Source organism: Streptomyces monashensis (assembly GCF_001866665.1).
Classification (GTDB): domain Bacteria; phylum Actinomycetota; class Actinomycetes; order Streptomycetales; family Streptomycetaceae; genus Streptomyces; species Streptomyces monashensis.
Genome location: NZ_MLYO01000100.1, coordinates 33,664 through 50,564, shown reverse-complemented (window position 1 = coordinate 50,564; position 16,901 = coordinate 33,664). Strand labels below are relative to the sequence as shown.

Sequence of the window (16,901 nt, the reverse complement as noted above, 5' to 3'; positions counted from 1 at the left end):
GCGGTATGACGACCGTACGACCGCTGATCGGCATCAGCACGTATCTGGAGTCAGGGGCGCGCTGGGGCGTGTGGGAGCTGGACGCGGTGCTGCTGGCGGCCGGTTACCCGCGGCTGGTGCAGCGGGCCGGCGGACTGGCCTGCATGCTGCCGCCGGACGACCCCGGGCGCGCGGCCGAGGCGGTGGCCCGGGTGGACGGGCTGGTCGTCGCCGGCGGCCCGGACGTGGACCCCGCCCGCTACGGCGCCGAGCGCTCGCCGCGCACGGGGCCGCCCGCGCCGGAGCGGGACGCCTGGGAGCTGGCGCTGATCGACGCGGCGCTGGCGGCGGGCGTGCCGCTGCTCGGGGTCTGCCGGGGCATGCAGCTGCTGAACGTCGCCCTCGGCGGGACGCTCGTCCAGCATCTCGACGGGCACACGGAGGCGGTCGGCGTCTTCGGCCGCCATCCGGTCAAGCCGGTACCGGGCACGCGCTACGCCGGCATCGTCCCGGAGGAGACCGCCGTACCGACCTACCACCACCAGGCCGTCGACCGGCTCGGCCGGGGCCTGGTCGCCTCGGCCCACGCGGCGGACGGCACGGTCGAGGCACTGGAACTGCCGTCGGCGGCAGGGTGGGTGCTCGGGGTGCAGTGGCATCCGGAGATGGGCGAGGATCCGCGGGTGATGCGGGCGCTGGTCACCGCTGCCGCAGCCGCCGGCTGAGCCAGGCCGACGCCGCGTCCCCCTGGGCCCGTTGGAAGGGGCGCAGGGTGGGCAGACCGGGTGGGGCGGGGTTCAGGGAGCTGCGCAGCGCGAAGCCCGCGAAGGCGGCCAGGGCGGCGGTCACCGCGTCGGGGTCGGCGGCCCGGCCCAGGGGGTGCGCGGTGAACACCTCCTCGGGATCGGGGCCGCCCTGCGCCCGCACGCACGGCAGCATGACGAGCAGGTCGAACCAGGGCGCGGCGCGCATCGCGTGCGGCCAGTCCACGAAGGCCACTCTCCCGTCGGCCGTGAGCAGCACGTTGTCCGCGCGCACGTCGGCGTGGGCGAGGGTGTCCCCCGAGGCGCCCTCGGACCAGCGGGCCTCCAGCGCGGCGAGCTCGGGCAGTCGGTCGGCGGCCCACGCGCCGAGCCGGTCGCGCACGCCGCGGACGCCGCCGGCCTCGCCGTCGAGGAGCCGGCGCCAGCCGCTGAAGGCCTCCGCCAGGTCCTCGGCGACGGGCGGCACGTCCAGGGCGCACGGTGTGCCGGTGCGGGCGAGCACGGTGAGGGCGTCGAGCACCCGGCGCAGCTCGTCCGGCCGCCAGGGCACGTGCGGCTGGCGTCCCGCCACCTCCTCGAAGACCAGCGCCACCCAGGTGCCGTCGTCGTACGTCCCGAGCAGGCGCGGCGCGGGTACGGCGGCCGGGAGCGCGGCGGCGACCCGGGCCTCCCGGCGGTGCAGAACGGGGCTGTGCGGGTTGGCCTCGGCGCTCACCGCCTTGACGAAGCCGGTGCCGCCCGCGGCGGTGCGTACGCGCGCGGCGACGCCGGGCGAGAAACCGCCGCGCTGCGTCTCGGCGCGCACGACCGGTGCGCCGAGCGTCTCGCCGACGGCGTGCCGGACGTCGGCCGGGAGTTCCTCCCAGGAGGCACGGACGCCTGTGGCGGGCGGGGCGGTATGGGTCATGGACGCCATGGTGATGTGTCGGCCCGGGCGGTGGCCAGCGGTTTTCTCTGTCGCCCCGTCACCCCCGCGTCAGCGACAGCAACTCCCGCGCGGGTCCCGTCGGCCGGTGTCCCGTCGGCCAGACCGCCCGCAGCTCCCGCTGCAACGACACTCCCTCCACCGGAATGCTGACCAGGCGGCGCATCGCCAGCTCCTCCCCCACCACCAGCTCGCTGAGGACCGAGGGACCTGCTCCGCTGACCGCCGACGCCTTGACCGCGGTGGTGGAGGACAGCTCGATCAGGGGGCGGGCGAGGCCGCCGAGTGCCGCGTCGAGGACCTGCCGGGTGCCGGAGCCCCGCTCGCGCAGGATCAGCGGGGTCTCGGCCAACTCCCGTGCCGCGAGCGTGCGTCGGCGGCGGGCCCAGGGGTGGCCGGGGGCCGTGACGACGATCAGCCGGTCGCGGGCGATGACCGTCGCGTCCAGGCCGCTCGGCACCGTCAGCCCCTCCACGAAGCCGAGGTCCGCCTCTCCGGACAGCAGCAGTTCCGCGACCTTCGTGGAGTTGCCGGCGAGCAACGAGACGGCCGTGTCCGGGCGTTCGGCGTGCAGGGCGAGGAGCCAGCCGGGCAGCAGGTACTCGGCGATGGTCATGCTCGCCGCGACCCGCAGGCGCGAGTCCCGGCGGTCCCGCAGCGCCCGCGCGCCCGCGTCGAAGGCGGCCGCCGCCTCCACCACCCGGCGGGCCCAGTCCGTCACGAGGGCCCCGGCGTCGGTGAGCCGGGAGCCGCGCGGCGAGCGGTCGACCAGGGCCACCCCCAGCTGCCGCTCCATGGAGCGGATCCGGCTGCTGGCGGCGGGCTGGGTGATGCCGACCTCGCGTGCCGCCGCGCCGAGACTGCCCAGCCGGGCCACCGCAAGCAGCAGTTCGAGTGCGGCCAGGTCCGGCACCCGGTGCGCCAGGGACGCCGCGCGCGCGTGCTGCGCCTCCGCCTCAGCCATAAGACACCTCGCTCATAAGACCAGCTTATGCCCTCATAGAGAGGAACTCCCTGGTCAGGGGCGGATCCCAGCGGGACGGTGGAGTCATGGTCACCGCAGCCCCTCCCGCGCCTGCCCCCGCCGTCCTGCCCGACGCCCGTCTCCGGCACCTCGGCCCGAACTGGTACGCCGCCGTCATGGGCACCGCCGTCGTCGGCTCGGCCGGCGTCGCGCTGCCGGGGCACGGGGCGGTGCGCAGCGGTGTGCTCGCGGGAGTCTGGGTGCTGTCCCTGCTCGCGCTGACGGCCCTGCTGGCGGCCCGTGCCGTGCACTGGACCCGCCACCGCGACCAGGCCCGGGCGCATCTGCTCGACCCGGGCACGGCGCCCTTCTACGGCTGTCTGTCCATGGGGCTGCTGGCGGTCGGCGGCGGTGCCCTGACCGCCGGACAGCCGCTGATCGGCACGCGGACGGCGGTGGCGCTGGACACCGTGCTGTTCACGGCCGGTACGGCGGTCGGGCTCGTGGCCGCCGTGGCCGTGCCGTATCTCATGGGCGTACGTCATCGCGTCGAGCCCGCGCGGGCGACCCCGGTGTGGCTGCTGCCGCTGGTCGCGCCGATGGTGTCGGCCGCGCTCGGTCCGCTGCTCGTGCCGCATCTGCCGCCGGGGCAGCCCCGGGAGACCCTGCTGCTGGCCTGCTTCGCGATGTTCGGGCTGAGCCTGTTCGCGACGCTGGTGATGCTGCCGCTCGTCTTCGCCCGGGTGATCGGCCCGGACCCGCTGCCGCTCGCGCTGACCCCGACCCTGTTCCTGGTCCTCGGCCCGCTCGGGCAGTCCACGACCGCGGTCGGCAAGATCGCGGACGCGGCGCCCGGTGTCGTACCGGCCCCGTACGACCGCGGTCTCGACGTCCTCTCCGTGCTCTACGGGGTGCCTGTGATGGGCTTCGCGCTGCTGTGGCTGGCGCTCTCGGTCGCGCATGTGGTGCGGGCCCGGCGTCGGGGCATGGGGTTCGCGATGACCTGGTGGGCGTTCACCTTCCCGGTGGGCACCTGCGTCACCGGCGCCGCGGTGCTCGACCGGCACACGGGCCTCGCGTTCTACGACGCCCTGGCCGTGTGCCTGTACGCCGTCCTGGTCACCGCGTGGCTGGCGGCCGCCACGGGGACCGTACGGGGCCTGCTCAGCGGCGAGTTGCTCGCAGCGCCTCGCCCAGCACCCGGGGTGCTTCGGCCAGCGACGGGCCGTACCACGTCAGGTGCCGTCCGCTGACCAGGGCGCAGGGCAGTCCGGGGAAGGCCTCCGGGCCGTCGTCGGCGGTGAAGCGGTAGGGCTCGTCGGGCAGCACCACCAGGTCCGGGGCCGCCGCGCGCAACTCCTCCGGCGGGACGCGGGGATAGCGGTCCGGGTGGCCGGCGTGGACGTGGTCCACGCCGAGCCGGGCCAGGACGTCGTCCGCGAAGGTGTCCCGGCCGAGGACCATCCAGGGCCGACGCCAGATCGGTACGACGGCGGTCCTGCGCCGGGCCGGCTCCGGCAGCTCGCTCCACGCCGCCTCCGCCTTCGCCAGCCAGCGCGGGCGCCCCGGCGCACCGCACGCGGCGAGCACCCGGGCCAGCTCCGCGAAGGCCTGCGGCACCCCGCGCACCTCGGTGACCAGCACGTCCAGGCCCGCCGCGCGCAGCGCGTCGAGGTCGGGGGCGCGGTTCTCCTCCTCGTTGGCGAGCACCAGGTCGGGGGCGAGGGCGAGGATCCGGTCGAGACGGGGGTTCTTCGTACCGCCGATCCGGGTGACGTCCAGGCCGGCCGGACGGACGCACCAGTCGGTGGCGCCGACGAGGACGCCGGGCAGGGTCGCGGCGACCGCTTCGGTGAGGGACGGGACGAGGGAGACGACCCTCGTCAACGGGGCCGGTCCTGCACGGCCTCGATGTGTTCCGCCACCGCCACCACGATCACCCGGGTGTCCGGCACCGTCGCCCGCCAGCGGTGCCGTACCCCGCCGGTCAGGTAGAGGGTGTCGCCGCGGCCGAGGCGGTACGCGCGGCCCTCGGCCTCGATCTCCACGGCGCCGTCGGCGACGTACATCAGCTCGTCGTTGCGGTGCTGGAACTCGCGGCCCGCCTCGTGGTCGCCGGTGATCTCGGAGGCGTGCAGCTGGTGGTGGCCGCGGACCAGGGCGCGGGTGCGGGGCTCGAAGTCGCCCTCGGCGGCCGGCTCGGCGCGCACGACGTCCACGCTGGCGGCGGGGTCCGCGGCGGCGAGGAGTTCGACGGCGGTGGTGCGCAGGGCGTCGGCCAGCTTCTCCAGGGAGGTGCGGCTCGGGCGGGCCCGGTCGTTCTCGACCTGGCTGAGGAAGGGCACGGACAGGCCACTGCGCTCGGCCACGGCGGCGAGGGTCAGCTCCAGCGCGCGACGGCGTCGCCGGACGGCCGCGCCCACCCGCACGGGCTGTTGCTCTTTGTGGTCGCCCATCGCTCCGGCTCCCTCCCTCGCTCGTCGTGCCGCGGACTCTCCTGATGACTTCTCTGCACCCTACGCATGTTCGGCAAACCGTTTCACGCGCCTGCCACATCCCTGTCCGGTCCGCGCACCCCCGCCCTTACGGTTCAGGCAGGTTTGTCGGGTTCTGCGAGCCGGTCGCGAGGGTGCCCCGGCCGGTGGTGGATATGCCGACGAGCTGGGTCGGGAGCACCGGCCCCCCACCCACGGCCGTCACGTTCCGTGATTGGCCGGATCCTTCTCGTGCCCGCGGTCCCGTGCGCGGACGCGAGGGGCGGGGCCTGCCGGACGCGCGACGGCGTACGGCGGGCCCCGCCCCTCGGGTGGGCGGTCCGGACCGGTCAGGTCACCCGGCCGCCCGGCTCCCGGACCCCCGCCCGGCGACCGGGGCCCATGTGTCGACCAGGCCCGGGTGGGCTCGCAGCCAGGAGCGCACGGCGTCCTGCTCCTTGCCCTTGCCGGCCCGCTGGATCTGCGACTCCAGGCTCGTGAGCTGCTGCTCGGTCATCGAGAAGTTCTTCAGCCACTTCCCGACCTCGGGGTTGTCCCGGGTGAAGCCCTTGCGGGTCAGGGTGTGCACGCCGTCGCCCTTGCCCCAGGCGCCCTGCGGGTCGTTCAGCTTCTTCAGGTCGTAGTCGCTGTAGGCCCAGTGCGGGGACCACAGGGTGACGACGACCGGCTGCTTCCTGGCGTAGGCGCGCTTGAGCTCGGCGAGCATGGCCGGGGTGGAGCCGTCGATCACCTGGTAGGCGCCGTCGAGGCCGTACGCCGTGAGGACCTTGCTCTTGAGCAGGCTCATCTCGCCCGCGCTGGGCTCGATGCCGACGATCTTCCCGCCGAACTCGGAGGCGTGGGCCTTGAGGTCCGCGAGGGAGTTCACGTCCTTCACGTACGAGGGGACGGTCAGCTCCAGGGAGGTGGGGCCGAACCAGGAGCCGAGGTCGTCCAGCTGCTTGCCGTACTTCTTCCAGTACTCGGCGTGCGTGGTGGGCAGCCAGGAGTCGGTCTCGAAGTCGAGCTGGCCGGTGGCGAGGCCCGTGTAGAGGGGACCGGCGGCGTACTGGGTGGTGGTGACCTTGAAGCCGCGTTCCTCCAGGATCTCCTTCCAGAGGAACGTGGAGGCGACGCCCTCGTCCCAGGGGATGTAGCCGATCGTGATCCGCTTGCCCTTGCCGACGTTCGTGCCGGAGGCCTGCGAGGAGGAACCGGAGGTGCCGAAGATGCCGAGGCCGCCCGCGACGAGGGCGAGGACGACCACGCCGGCGACGGCGACGACCGGGCGCGGGCGGTACGACCACGCGCGCGTGGGGGCCTTGGCGAGTGCCCTCCGGCCCTGCGGGGAGAGCTGGGTGCCGAGGGCGCCGGTGATCCGGTCGAGGTAGATGGCGAGGACGACGATGCCGACGCCCGCCTCGAAGCCGTAGCCGATGTCGAGCTGGCCGATGGCCTCGTTGACGGCACCGCCGAGGCCGCCGGTGCCGACCATGCCGGCGATGACGACCATGGACAGGCCCAGCATGATCACCTGGTTGACGCCGGCCATGATGGTCGGCAGGGCGAGTGGCAGCTGGACGCGGACCAGGATGTCGCGCGGGCTGGTGCCGAACGCCTCGGCGGCCTCGACCAGGTCGGCGTCGACCTGGCGGATGCCCAGCTCGGTCATGCGGACGCCGGGCGCGAGCGCGAAGATCAGGGTGGCGACGACACCGGCGGCGGTGCCGAGGCCGAAGAAGAGCATGGCCGGGATCAGCAGGACCATCGACGGCATGGTCTGGAGCAGGTCCAGGACCGGTCGCAGGGCCGCGCTGACCGCCTTGGAGCGGGCCGCCCAGATGCCCAGCGGGACGGAGATCACGAGCGCGAGCACGGTCGCCACGAGGACCAGCGCGAGCGTCGACATGGCCTGGTCCCACAGCTGGAGCGAGTCGACCAGCGCGAATCCGGCGAAGGCGAGGACACCGGCCGCGAGGCCGCGCAGCCACCAGGCGAGGACGGCGAGGATGCCGGCCATGAGCAGCGGCTGGGGTGCGCCGAGGACGGCGTCGATGCCGTTGTACATGCCCTCCATGACGGCCTTGACGGCGTCGAAGAGCCAGGAGAGGTGGTCGACCAGCCAGTTGACGCCGGAGTCGACCCAGTCGCCGAGGTGGATCCTAGGCACGGCTGATCACCTTCTTCCCGTCCTCGCCGCCTTCGTTCCGGCAGGGCGTCGGCTCGGCGTCCTCGTCGCCGAGGAAGCCGACCAGACGCTGCCGGGGCACGACGCCGACGAGGGCGCGGTCCGTGCCGAGGACGGCGACCGCGTGGGGCACGCGCGCGCTGATGGCGCACAGCTCGGTGAACGGCGTGTCGGGGGTGGCCGTCTCGCAGGCGCAGTCGGCCTCGTCGCCGCGCGGGTCGGTGTCCATGACCGCGGCGGCGGTCAGCACGCGGGAGCGGTCGACGTCCTGGATGAAGGAGGCGACGTAGTCGTTCGCGGGGCGCAGCAGGATGTCCTCGGCGGTGCCGGTCTGCACGATCCGGCCGTCGCGCATGACGGCGATGCGGTCGCCGAGGCGCATGGCCTCGTTGAGGTCGTGGGTGATGAAGACGATGGTCTTCTTCAGGGTCTTCTGCAGTTCGAGGAGCTGGTCCTGCATGTCGCGGCGGATCAGCGGATCCAGGGCGCTGAAGGACTCGTCCATGAGCAGCAGGTCGGCGTCGGTGGCGAGGGCGCGGGCGAGGCCGACGCGCTGCTGCATGCCGCCGGACAGCTCGTCGGGCCAGGACTTCTCCCAGCCGGCCAGACCGCACAGGGCGAGCGCCTCGTCGGCGCGGCGTTCGCGCTCGGCGCGGGGCACGCCCTGCACTTCCAGGCCGTAGGCGGCGTTGTCGCGGACGCTGCGGTGCGGGAAGAGCGCGAAGTGCTGGAAGACCATGCTGATCTTCCTGGAGCGGACCTCGCGCAGGGCGCGGTCGGTGAGCGCGGTCAGGTCCTGGCCGTCGTGGCGCACCCTGCCCGCGGTCGGCTCCAGCAGCCCGTTGAGCATGCGCAGCAGGGTGGACTTGCCGGAGCCCGACAGACCCATGACGACGAAGATCTCGCCCTCGCCGACGCTGAAGGACGCGTCGATCACGGCGGCCGTGGTGCCGTCGCCGCGCAGTTCCTCACGGTCGGCGCCCTGTCGCAGGCGCTCCACCGCCTCGTCCGGTCGTCTGCCGAACACCTTGAACAGATGCTCCGCCTCAAGCCTGGCTGACACGCGTACCTCTCGAATCGGGGACAGAACAGAAGCCGCGCCTCCCCGGTAAGGAGATGGTCAAACTTTTAAGTGGGCCACCTCACATGATCGCGATCTTCGGTGGTGTGCGGTTCGGCGTGACTGTCAGTGGTGTGCGGCATGATGCGAACGTGACCGGACGACTCATGCTCCTCGACACCGCATCGCTCTACTTCCGCGCCTATTTCGGCGTCCCGGACTCCGTGAAGGCCCCCGACGGCACGCCGGTGAACGCCGTGCGCGGGCTGCTCGACTTCATCGACCGGCTGGTCAAGGACCACCGGCCGGATCAGCTCGTGGCCTGCATGGACGCCGACTGGCGCCCGCAGTGGCGGGTGGACCTGATCCCGACGTACAAGGCGCACCGGGTCGCCGAGGAGCACGAGAGGGGCCCGGACACGGAGGAGGTGCCGGACACCCTGGCCCCGCAGGTGCCGGTCATCGAGGACGTCCTGGACGCGATCGGGATCGCCCGGGTCGGCGTCGCGCGCTACGAGGCGGACGACGTGATCGGCACGTTCACCGCGCGCGCCACGGGCCCGGTGGACATCGTCACCGGCGACCGCGATCTGTACCAGCTGGTGGACGACGCCCGCGGGATCCGGGTGCTGTACCCGCTGAAGGGCGTGGGCACGCTCCAGCTGACCGACGAGGCGGTGCTGCGCGAGAAGTACGGCGTCGACGGGCGGGGGTACGCGGATCTGGCGCTGCTGCGCGGCGACCCGAGCGACGGCCTGCCCGGCGTGGCCGGTATCGGCGAGAAGACGGCCGCCAAGCTGCTCGCCGAGTTCGGCGACCTGGACGCGATCATGGCGGCGCTGGACGACCCGCGGGCGAAGCTCACGCCGTCGCAGCGCAAGCGGCTCGACGAGGCCCGGCCGTACGTCGCGGTCGCCCCGACGGTGGTGCGGGTCGCCGCCGACGTGCCGCTGCCCGACATCGACCCGGCGCTGCCGCACGCCCCGCGCGACCCCGAGGCGCTGGAGCGGCTGGCCGAGCGGTGGGGGCTCGGCGGCTCCCTGCAGCGGCTGCTGACGACGCTGGCCCGGTGACCTTGACCGAAATTTTCCGGCAAAGGGCGCTCGGTGCGTTCCCTCATGAGCGGTGTGACCACGGAGCGAGGTGCTAACTTAGGTAAACCTAACCAATTCGCAGGAGGTCCGTGATGGCAGAGCGCCCGGGACGTACACCGCGCACGCCCCGCACCGCCCAGGTGGTGCGCACCGAACGGCTGACTCCGCACATGCAGCGTGTGGTGCTCGGCGGCGAGGGCCTCGCCGACTTCGCGGCGGACACCTGCACCGATCACTACGTGAAGCTGCTGTTCGGCCCCGCGGGCGTGACCTACCCGGAGCCGTTCGACCTGGAGCGGATCCGCGAGGAGTTCCCCCGGGAGCAGTGGCCGGTGACCCGGACCTACACCGTGCGGGCCTTCGACCCCGAACTGCGGGAGTTGACGCTGGACTTCGTCGTGCACGGCGACGAGGGACTGGCCGGCCCGTGGGCGACCCGCGTGCGGCCCGGCGAGACGATGCGCTTCATGGGCCCCGGCGGCGCCTACGCCCCCGACCCGGAGGCCGACTGGCATCTGCTCGCCGGTGACGAGAGCGCGCTGCCCGCGATCTCCCGGGCGCTGGAGTCGCTGCCCGCCGGTTCCCGCGCGCATGTCTTCGTGGAGGTCTCCGGCCCCGGGGAGGAGCAGAAGATCGACTCCGACACGGCGGTCGTCTGGCTGCACCGCGGGGAGCGCCCGGTCGGCGAGGCCCTGGTGGAGGCCGTACGGGGGCTGGACTTCCCGGAGGGGCGGCTGCACGCGTTCGTGCACGGCGAGGCGGGCTTCGTGAAGGAGCTGCGCCGGCTGCTTCGGATCGAGAAGCAGGTCCCGCGCGAGGACCTGTCGATCTCCGGCTACTGGCGCCTCGGCCACAACGAGGACGGCTGGCAGGCCTCCAAGCGCGACTGGAACGCCCGCATCGAGGCCGAGCAGGAGGGCGGCACGGCGGCGGCCGCGTAGGCGCACGTCCGGACGGCCTCAGGGGGCCGCCTCGTTGAGCTTGCCGAACGGGACGTGCACGCTGGGCGTGGTCCGGGACGTGCTCTCCAGGTGGGTCACCTGGTCGTCGAAGAAGATGTGCGGCCGGAGCACCTTCAGGACCGCGCCCTTCTCGATCCCGCCGAGGAAGAAGGCGTCGTTGACCCGCACGCCCCACTGCTTCAGGCTCCGTACGGCCCGCTCGTGCGCCGGCGCGGCGCGCGCGGTCACGAGCGAGACGTGCACCCGGCTCGGGTAGTCCGGGTCGGTCCGGCGCCGTTCCTCCTCGCGCCGCTGTATCCGGTTGACGCCGGCCAGGAAGTCGCGCAGCGGCCCCGGATCGTGCGGGGTCGCGGCGTTGCGGGTCTCGTGCTCGCGGAACTCCTCCAACCCGCCGGACTGGTAGACCTGTTCGGCGGCGTCACCGGCGAGCACCCCGTCGAAGTCGAACGCGATCCGCAGCTCCCCGTCCGCGGGGTCGTCCGCGTACGACGATCCGAGCACATGCCCGGCCGGCAGTCCGGCGGCGACCGCCTCGCGCACGTCGGCGCCGTTCGCGGACAGGAACAGGGACATGTTCAGCGCGGTGACGAACGCGTACGGCGCCCTTCCCTGCATGAACACGGCTCGGCTGATGCGCAGTTCACGGGCCTGGATGGAGCGCATGACCCGTAGGCCGGTGTCGGGGTCGTTGCGGGAGAGGATGATGACCTCGACGAGCGGATCGCCCGGCTCGCCGAGGTCGTTGAGCGACAGCAGCCGGCGGATGAACGCGAACGCGACGCCGGGCCGCAGCGTGTCGTCCACGTGCGCTTCCTGGTAGGCCCGGTAGGCCTCCTCGCCCTGCTCGCGGAAGACGGCGTCCGACTCCCGCAGGTCGAACAGGGCGCTGGAGGCGACACCGACGACGAGTCGGTCCGCGAGGTCGTAGGGCGGCATGCCCTCCATCTTCACACCGGCCGGCCACCGGAAACCGTCACACCGACCGCTGGTAGGAGCGGACGGTACGGATCGACAGCCACACCGCCGCGACCGCGAGGGCGAGCAGCGCGCCGCCCCGGCCGAGCACGTCGCCCCAGTCGGGCCGCTCGGACATCGCCGAACGGCCCGCCACCATGGCCCAGTTGACGGGGTTGAAGTCGGCGATGTCCCGCATCCAGCCGGGCATCTGGGCCGGTGCCATGAAGGCGCTGGAGAGGAAGGTCAGCGGCAGCAGCAGGAAGGTGTTGATACCGATGATGGACTCCCGTTCGCGCACGACCATGCCGAGCGCGTTGGACAGTGCCCCGAAGACCGTGCCGAGCAGGACGGAGGCGAGCACCAGGAGCACGATGCCGCCGACGCCGCCGGGGTAGTCCGCGCCGCCGAGCAGGCCGAGCAGCACGATGACCACCGACTGGAACGCGGTGACCAGGCCGTTGTTGACGACGTTGCCGTTCATCAGCGCGGCCCGGCTGACCGGGGTGGTCAGAAAGCGGTCGAGGGTGCCGCGCTGGATCTCCTCCAGCGTGCCCATCCCGGCCCACATGTTGGCGCCGAGGGCGCTCATCACGACCACGCCCGGCACCAGGTAGTCCAGGTACGAGGTGGTGCCGAAGCCGCCCAGCCGGACGACCTTCCTGAAGAGGCTGCCGAACAGGAACAGCCAGATCACCGGCTGGATCAGCGTGATGACCGCGTAGGCGGGCTGCCGGGCGAACACCCGCAGCTGACGCTGGGTCATGTACCAGGTCTGGGTGACGGCGGTGCTCATCGCACACCTCCCGCGAGGCCCGCGAGCGCCGTGTCGGCCCCGGCCCCGGCGTAGTGACGGCCGGCGTGCCGGAGGTAGACGTCGTCCAGTGAGGGCCGGGCGACGGTGGCCGAGGCAACGCCCGCCCCGGCGCGGTCCAGCGCGGCGAGCAGGGCGGGCACCGAGGCCGCCCCGTCGTCGGCGCGCACACTGATCCGGCGCCCCTCGCACAGCACCTCGTGCACGCCGGGTACGGCCGTCAGGGCGGCGGTGAGCAGGGCGCGCCCCGCCTCGCCGACCGGCTCGCGCAGCTCCACGTGGACGGCGTCCCCGCGCAGTTCGCCCTTGAGGGAGTCCGGCGTGCCCTCGACCACGATCCGGCCGCGGTCGACGATGGCGATGCGCTCGGCGAGCCGGTCGGCCTCCTCCAGGTAGTGGGTGGTGAGCAGGATCGTCAGTCCCTCCTCGCCGGCCAGCCGGCCGATCTCCTCCCACATCGCGGCGCGCGCCTCGGGGTCCAGCCCCGTGGTCGGCTCGTCGAGGAAGAGCACCTCGGGCCGGTGCACCAGCCCGAGGGCCACGTCCAGGCGGCGGCGCATGCCGCCCGAGTAGCCCTTGACCGGGCGGCGGGCGGCGTCGGCGAGGGCGAAGCGCTCCAGCAGCGCGTCGACCCGGCGCTCCAGCGTGCTGCCGCGCAACCCGTAGAGCCTGCCCTGGAGTTGGAGGTTCTCCCGGCCCGTCGCGACCGGGTCGGCGCCGGAGTGCTGGGCGACGACGCCGATCGCGCGGCGCACCCGGTCGGGGTGGCGCAGCACGTCGTGCCCGGCGACCGTGGCGGTGCCGGAGTCGGGGCGGGCCAGGGTGGTGAGGATCTTGACGGTGGTGGACTTGCCCGCGCCGTTGGGGCCGAGCAGTCCGAAGACGGTGCCCGGTGCCACGGTGAGGTCCATGCCGCCCAGCGCCGTGACATCACCGGGATAGGTCTTGATCAGCTGACGCGCCTCGACCGCGGGCGCACGGGTGTTCATGACGACTGCTCTCCTGACTGAGCGGACGTGGAAGATCCGCGTGCGAGAGCGCCGGGCTATCCTGGGTGTGCCGCACCTCGATCGCCCGGAGCCGCCGCACGGCGGGTCCGTCTCGGGGTTCGAGACCCCGGCGGAGCTGCTGCAACAGCCCGTCGGGGTCGTTCTTCTCAGCTGAGTTCTCAGGTGAGTTCCGCGGGCAGCTCCCCCGTTTCGTGGAAGTGCCGCCATTCCTCGACGCCGGGCAGTGAGCCCTTCCTGATCTCCTCCAGGAAGCCGCGGACCCACTCCGCCTGCGCGAGGATCATGTGCACCTGGTACTCGGTCTCGACGAGGAAGAGCCTCGGCAGCGTCTCGTACAGCTTCTCCAGCCCGCCCCGCGCCGCCGCGGCCTGGTACTCCAGGGCCGCGAGCCGTTCCTCCAGCAGCCGCACCACCTCGTCGGGGTGCAGCGCGCCCACGAGGGACAGAGCGCTCGCGAAGATCGGGTACTCCTTCGCCGGAACGGCCATGAGGTCCGACAACCACTCGGTCATCTCCTCGCGGCCGGCCTCGGTGAGCCCGTACACCGTGCGCTCAGGGCGGTTGCCCTGCCGCTCCACGTCGGTCACCTCGACGAAGCCGTGCTTTTCGAGGTTCTGCACGACCGTGTAGAGCGAGCCGTAGTTGATCTTCGTGCTGGTGTCCTTTCCCTGGCGGCGCAGGGTCTGGGCGATCTCGTACGGATGCATCGGCTTCTGCCAGAGGGTCACCAGGACGGCGAGTGCCAGCGGATTGCCGAGCTTGCGGCGCTTCCCGGCCATGACGCCCCCTCAGACCCCTCGATATCGAATATCCGCAGCCGAACATATCGCGTATGCATCGCAACGGTCAATACACACGATGTATCGCGTCTGGCTCAGTCGCTCCGCGGGCGGGCGTGCACAGGCATGTCGTGCCGGCCGTCGGGGTGCAGGTGGGCACTGCGCCGGGTGCCCTCCGCGGCGAACCCGGCCTTCACGGCCACCCGGCAGGAGGCTTCGCAGGCGGTGGCGTGGGACAGTTCGAGGCGGTGGAGTCCGATCTCCCCGAACGCCCACCGGGACGGCGCGGTGGTGGCCCGGACCGCGACACCGCGGCCGTCCAGCAGGCGACCTGGCCCTCCCAGCCCGCGCGCCACCACTCGATCATGATCCGCGTCCTGCCGACCCCGGCGCTCGCCCGGCCCACCCCTTTTCCCGGCGCCCCGCCCGCCCGTCACCTCGTACCCTTGACCCCGATGAGACGCCGTACCCCGCCCCCGCCCGCCCCGCTGCCCCAGCGCGACGGGGTGGATCCCGTACGGCTCCGGCTGCCGCACGACGGAGCGTGGGCCACCGTGCGGGAGCATCTGGTGGAACGGCTCACGGGGGCCGGGCCCGGGACGGTCGAGGGCATGCTCGCCGCGGGGCTGATCGTCGGCGCCGACGGGCGGGCGGTGGCGCCGGACGCGCCGTACCGGCCCGGGATGTTCGTGTGGTTCCACCGCGAACTGCCCGCCGAGGTGCCGGTGCCGTTCCCGGTGGAGGTCGTGTACCGGGACGCGCACATCGTCGTCGCCGACAAGCCGCACTTCCTCGCCACGACGCCGCGCGGCTCGCACGTCACCGAGACCGCGCTGGCCCGGCTGCGCCGCGAGCTGGACCTCCCGACGCTGGGCGCCGCACACCGGCTGGACCGGCTGACAGCAGGGCTGGTGCTGTTCACCGTACGGCCCGAGGAGCGCGGCGCGTACCAGAACCTGTTCCGGGACCGGCGGGTCCGCAAGGAGTACGAGGCCGTCGCGCCGTACGACCCGGGGCTGGCCCTGCCGCGCACCGTGCGCAGCCGGATCGTGAAGGAGCGCGGGGTGCAGGCCGCCCGCGAGGTCGAAGGCGAGCCGAACGCCGAGACGTATGTGGAACTGGCCGCGCACCGGGGCGGGTTGGCCCGCTACCGACTGGTGCCGGCCACCGGCCAGACCCACCAGCTGCGCGTCCATCTGAACGCCCTCGGCATACCCATCCTCGGCGACCCGCTCTACCCCGAGGTGACCGCCCCGGTCCCGCCCGACGACTTCGGCCGGCCTCTCCAACTGCTCGCACGGCGGCTGGAGTTCAGGGATCCGGTGACGGGCGTGGAGCACGCGTTCGCGAGCGGACGCGTGCTCGACACGCTGGTGCGGAGCGCCCCGTAGGACCGCTACTCCCCCCGCCACCACCTCAGCAACCGCTGCCAGACCCCCCGCTTCCGCACCGGCTCAGGGGCCGCGGGCACGGGTGCGGGCGCGGGCGGGGCGGGGCGGGGAGCGGCCGGCGGCGGCGTGGTCGCCGGCGCCGGGTCCGTGCGCAGCGTACCGACCTGCCAGCCGGAGCGCGGTGCCGAGACCGCCATCGGCCGCGGCGGCATCCCGACGTCCTGCTGCGGCTTCGGTTCGAAGCGGACGGGCAGGGCCACCAGATGCCGGGAGGCGATGGAGGAGCGCCAGCTCAGCTCGTCCTCGGGGCAGTCGAGCTGCACGTCGGGCAGCCGCATCAGCAGCGCGTCCACGCCGACGTCGGCGATGGCACGGCCGATGTCCTGGCCGGGGCACTCGTGCGGGCCGCCGCCGAAGGCGAGATGGGAGCGGTTGCCCTGCATGCTCGCGGACAGGTCGGGGCGGATCCGCGGGTCGAGGTTGCCCGGCGCGGGCGCGAAGAGCAGCCCGTCGCCCTTGCGGATGCGCTGTCCGCCCAGCTCGGTGTCCTGCTTGGCGTAGTACGCCAGGACGGTGCTGAAGGGCGGCTCGTCCCACAGGGACTGCTCGATCGCCTCCGGCACGGTCATCTGGCCGCCGCTGAGCTGGGCGCGGAAGCCCGGCTCGGTCAGCACCATGCGCAGCGCGTTGGCGAGGAGGTTCGCGGTGGCCTCGTAGGCCGCGAAGAGGACGAGCCGCAGGTGTTCGCGGACCTCGTCGTCGCTGAGTCCGGCGGGGTGGGTGACGAGGTGGCTGGTGAAGTCGTCCTCGGGTTGGGCGCGGCGCCGGGCGGTGAGCCGGCTCAGCGCCTCCATGACGTAGGTGTGGCTCTGGATGGCGGTCTCGGTGCCCTTCAGGGCGTCCCGGGCGGCCTGCACCATCCGGTCGTTGTACTCCTCGGTCATGCCGAGGATCTCGCACATGACGGCCATCGGCAGATGCTCGGCGAACTGGGAGACCAGGTCGGCGCGGCCGCGTTCGCAGAACCTGTTGACCAGTTCCTGGGTGTAGCTGCCGATGTGCCGGCGCAGGCTGCGGTGCTCGATGGTCTCCATGGCCGCGGTGACCGCCGCCCGCAGCCGCTGGTGCTCGTCGCCCTCGGCGTGGGAGCAGATCGGCTGCCAGGCGATGTGCGGCATGAGCGGGTGGTCGGGCTTGACGGTGCCGTCCGCCAGCGGGGTCCAGATCCGGCTGTCGCGGGTGAACACGGAGGAACTGCGCACCAGGTGGAGGTTCTCGGCGTGCCCGAGGACCACCCACATCGGCACGTCGTCGTGCAGCAGCGCGGGCGCCACGGAGCCGTGCTCCTCCCGCAGGCTTTCGTAGAGGTCGCCCAGTTCCTCCGCGTCGGGGCCGTAGAGGCGGTGCAGCGCGCCGGGGCCGCGGCCGTGCGCGGGGCAGCCGGGAGGGGGGCCGGGAAAGGGATCGGTGCCGGTCAGGGACGTGGGTTCAGACGTCACGGTGTCGCTCCGGAACAGAAATAAGGTGGTGAGGGCCGATAAGG

At 73.1% G+C, this 16,901-nt stretch carries 16 protein-coding genes and 1 pseudogene; 5 read left to right on the top strand and 12 right to left on the bottom strand.

Features of this window, described 5'->3' with window-relative positions; translation table 11 throughout:
• Positions 1 to 5: 5 nt before the first annotated feature.
• Positions 6 to 704 (top strand): gamma-glutamyl-gamma-aminobutyrate hydrolase family protein, encoded by a 699-nt coding sequence (locus BIV23_RS41955; protein WP_071386259.1) that lies wholly within the window; start codon positions 6 to 8, stop codon positions 702 to 704.
• Here the strand turns inward: BIV23_RS41955 and BIV23_RS41950 are convergent.
• Both BIV23_RS41950 and BIV23_RS41945 read right to left on the bottom strand, forming a co-directional pair.
• On the bottom strand, positions 679 to 1,650 hold the full coding sequence (locus BIV23_RS41950) for a phosphotransferase (RefSeq protein ID WP_071386288.1): 972 nt from the start codon (positions 1,648 to 1,650) through the stop codon (positions 679 to 681). The genes BIV23_RS41955 and BIV23_RS41950 overlap by 26 nt on opposite strands.
• A 58-nt stretch (positions 1,651 to 1,708) precedes the next feature.
• Positions 1,709 to 2,632 (bottom strand): LysR family transcriptional regulator, encoded by a 924-nt coding sequence (locus BIV23_RS41945; protein ID WP_071386258.1) that lies wholly within the window; start codon positions 2,630 to 2,632, stop codon positions 1,709 to 1,711.
• A gap of 86 nt (positions 2,633 to 2,718) precedes the next feature.
• On the opposite strand from BIV23_RS41945, the gene BIV23_RS41940 reads away from it, so the two are divergent.
• Positions 2,719 to 3,885, top strand: a complete 1,167-nt coding sequence (locus BIV23_RS41940) for a TDT family transporter (RefSeq protein WP_071386257.1) — start codon at positions 2,719 to 2,721, stop codon at positions 3,883 to 3,885.
• Here BIV23_RS41940 and BIV23_RS41935 read toward each other — a convergent pair.
• The 4 genes from BIV23_RS41935 to BIV23_RS41920 form a co-directional block, all read right to left on the bottom strand.
• The gene (locus tag BIV23_RS41935; RefSeq protein WP_071386256.1) at positions 3,797 to 4,519 is read right to left on the bottom strand and encodes a helical backbone metal receptor; all 723 of its coding nucleotides are present in this window, start codon (positions 4,517 to 4,519) and stop codon (positions 3,797 to 3,799) included. The two genes, BIV23_RS41940 and BIV23_RS41935, sit on opposite strands and share 89 nt — an antisense overlap.
• Positions 4,516 to 5,088 carry a helix-turn-helix domain-containing protein gene (locus BIV23_RS41930; protein WP_071386255.1) on the bottom strand — a complete coding sequence of 191 codons (573 nt, stop codon included), beginning with the start codon at positions 5,086 to 5,088 and terminating at the stop codon, positions 4,516 to 4,518. Before BIV23_RS41930 ends, BIV23_RS41935 begins: the two co-directional genes overlap by 4 nt.
• A 373-nt stretch (positions 5,089 to 5,461) precedes the next feature.
• Complete coding sequence (locus tag BIV23_RS41925) at positions 5,462 to 7,276, bottom strand: ABC transporter permease/substrate binding protein (RefSeq protein ID WP_071386254.1); 1,815 nt, start codon at positions 7,274 to 7,276, stop codon at positions 5,462 to 5,464.
• Complete coding sequence (locus BIV23_RS41920) at positions 7,269 to 8,357, bottom strand: quaternary amine ABC transporter ATP-binding protein (protein ID WP_071386253.1); 1,089 nt, start codon at positions 8,355 to 8,357, stop codon at positions 7,269 to 7,271. Before BIV23_RS41920 ends, BIV23_RS41925 begins: the two co-directional genes overlap by 8 nt.
• 149 nt (positions 8,358 to 8,506) lie before the next feature.
• On the opposite strand from BIV23_RS41920, the gene BIV23_RS41915 reads away from it, so the two are divergent.
• Positions 8,507 to 9,427 carry a 5'-3' exonuclease gene (locus tag BIV23_RS41915; protein ID WP_071386287.1) on the top strand — a complete coding sequence of 307 codons (921 nt, stop codon included), beginning with the start codon at positions 8,507 to 8,509 and terminating at the stop codon, positions 9,425 to 9,427.
• 113 nt (positions 9,428 to 9,540) lie between these two features.
• Positions 9,541 to 10,389 carry a siderophore-interacting protein gene (locus BIV23_RS41910; RefSeq protein WP_071386252.1) on the top strand — a complete coding sequence of 283 codons (849 nt, stop codon included), beginning with the start codon at positions 9,541 to 9,543 and terminating at the stop codon, positions 10,387 to 10,389.
• Between the two features lie 18 nt (positions 10,390 to 10,407).
• Here the strand turns inward: BIV23_RS41910 and BIV23_RS41905 are convergent, their stop codons facing one another.
• The 5 genes and pseudogenes from BIV23_RS41905 to BIV23_RS41885 all read right to left on the bottom strand — a co-directional run.
• Positions 10,408 to 11,346 (bottom strand): 5'-nucleotidase, encoded by a 939-nt coding sequence (locus tag BIV23_RS41905; RefSeq protein WP_071386286.1) that lies wholly within the window; start codon positions 11,344 to 11,346, stop codon positions 10,408 to 10,410.
• 37 nt (positions 11,347 to 11,383) lie between these two features.
• Positions 11,384 to 12,160: an ABC transporter permease gene (locus BIV23_RS41900; protein ID WP_071386251.1), complete on the bottom strand. Its 777-nt coding sequence runs from the start codon at positions 12,158 to 12,160 to the stop codon at positions 11,384 to 11,386.
• Positions 12,157 to 13,167, bottom strand: a complete 1,011-nt coding sequence (locus tag BIV23_RS41895) for an ATP-binding cassette domain-containing protein (RefSeq protein ID WP_071386250.1) — start codon at positions 13,165 to 13,167, stop codon at positions 12,157 to 12,159. The genes BIV23_RS41900 and BIV23_RS41895 overlap by 4 nt, the downstream gene beginning before the upstream one ends.
• Positions 13,168 to 13,346: 179 nt before the next feature.
• Complete coding sequence (locus BIV23_RS41890; RefSeq protein WP_071386249.1) at positions 13,347 to 13,967, bottom strand: PadR family transcriptional regulator; 621 nt, start codon at positions 13,965 to 13,967, stop codon at positions 13,347 to 13,349.
• A 95-nt stretch (positions 13,968 to 14,062) separates the two neighbouring features.
• A pseudogene (locus tag BIV23_RS41885) lies at positions 14,063 to 14,284 on the bottom strand (GNAT family N-acetyltransferase); the annotation flags it as partial.
• A gap of 138 nt (positions 14,285 to 14,422) precedes the next feature.
• On the opposite strand from BIV23_RS41885, the gene BIV23_RS41880 reads away from it, so the two are divergent.
• Positions 14,423 to 15,358 carry a pseudouridine synthase gene (locus BIV23_RS41880; RefSeq protein WP_071386248.1) on the top strand — a complete coding sequence of 312 codons (936 nt, stop codon included), beginning with the start codon at positions 14,423 to 14,425 and terminating at the stop codon, positions 15,356 to 15,358.
• Positions 15,359 to 15,363: 5 nt separating this feature from the next.
• On the opposite strand, the gene BIV23_RS41875 is transcribed toward BIV23_RS41880, so the two are convergent.
• Positions 15,364 to 16,857 carry a cytochrome P450 gene (locus tag BIV23_RS41875; protein ID WP_071386247.1) on the bottom strand — a complete coding sequence of 498 codons (1,494 nt, stop codon included), beginning with the start codon at positions 16,855 to 16,857 and terminating at the stop codon, positions 15,364 to 15,366.
• Positions 16,858 to 16,901 lie beyond the last annotated feature (44 nt).

Coding starts and splice junctions, on each gene's coding strand:
- BIV23_RS41950 (WP_071386288.1), bottom strand. CDS start 1,650: ATGACCCATACCGCCCCGCCCGCCACAGGCGTCCGTGCCTCCTGGGAG.
- BIV23_RS41895 (WP_071386250.1), bottom strand. CDS start 13,167: ATGAACACCCGTGCGCCCGCGGTCGAGGCGCGTCAGCTGATCAAGACC.
- BIV23_RS41905 (WP_071386286.1), bottom strand. CDS start 11,346: ATGCCGCCCTACGACCTCGCGGACCGACTCGTCGTCGGTGTCGCCTCC.
- BIV23_RS41890 (WP_071386249.1), bottom strand. CDS start 13,967: ATGGCCGGGAAGCGCCGCAAGCTCGGCAATCCGCTGGCACTCGCCGTC.
- BIV23_RS41880 (WP_071386248.1), top strand. CDS start 14,423: ATGAGACGCCGTACCCCGCCCCCGCCCGCCCCGCTGCCCCAGCGCGAC.
- BIV23_RS41910 (WP_071386252.1), top strand. CDS start 9,541: ATGGCAGAGCGCCCGGGACGTACACCGCGCACGCCCCGCACCGCCCAG.
- BIV23_RS41900 (WP_071386251.1), bottom strand. CDS start 12,160: ATGAGCACCGCCGTCACCCAGACCTGGTACATGACCCAGCGTCAGCTG.
- BIV23_RS41930 (WP_071386255.1), bottom strand. CDS start 5,088: ATGGGCGACCACAAAGAGCAACAGCCCGTGCGGGTGGGCGCGGCCGTC.
- BIV23_RS41955 (WP_071386259.1), top strand. CDS start 6: ATGACGACCGTACGACCGCTGATCGGCATCAGCACGTATCTGGAGTCA.
- BIV23_RS41940 (WP_071386257.1), top strand. CDS start 2,719: ATGGTCACCGCAGCCCCTCCCGCGCCTGCCCCCGCCGTCCTGCCCGAC.
- BIV23_RS41945 (WP_071386258.1), bottom strand. CDS start 2,632: ATGGCTGAGGCGGAGGCGCAGCACGCGCGCGCGGCGTCCCTGGCGCAC.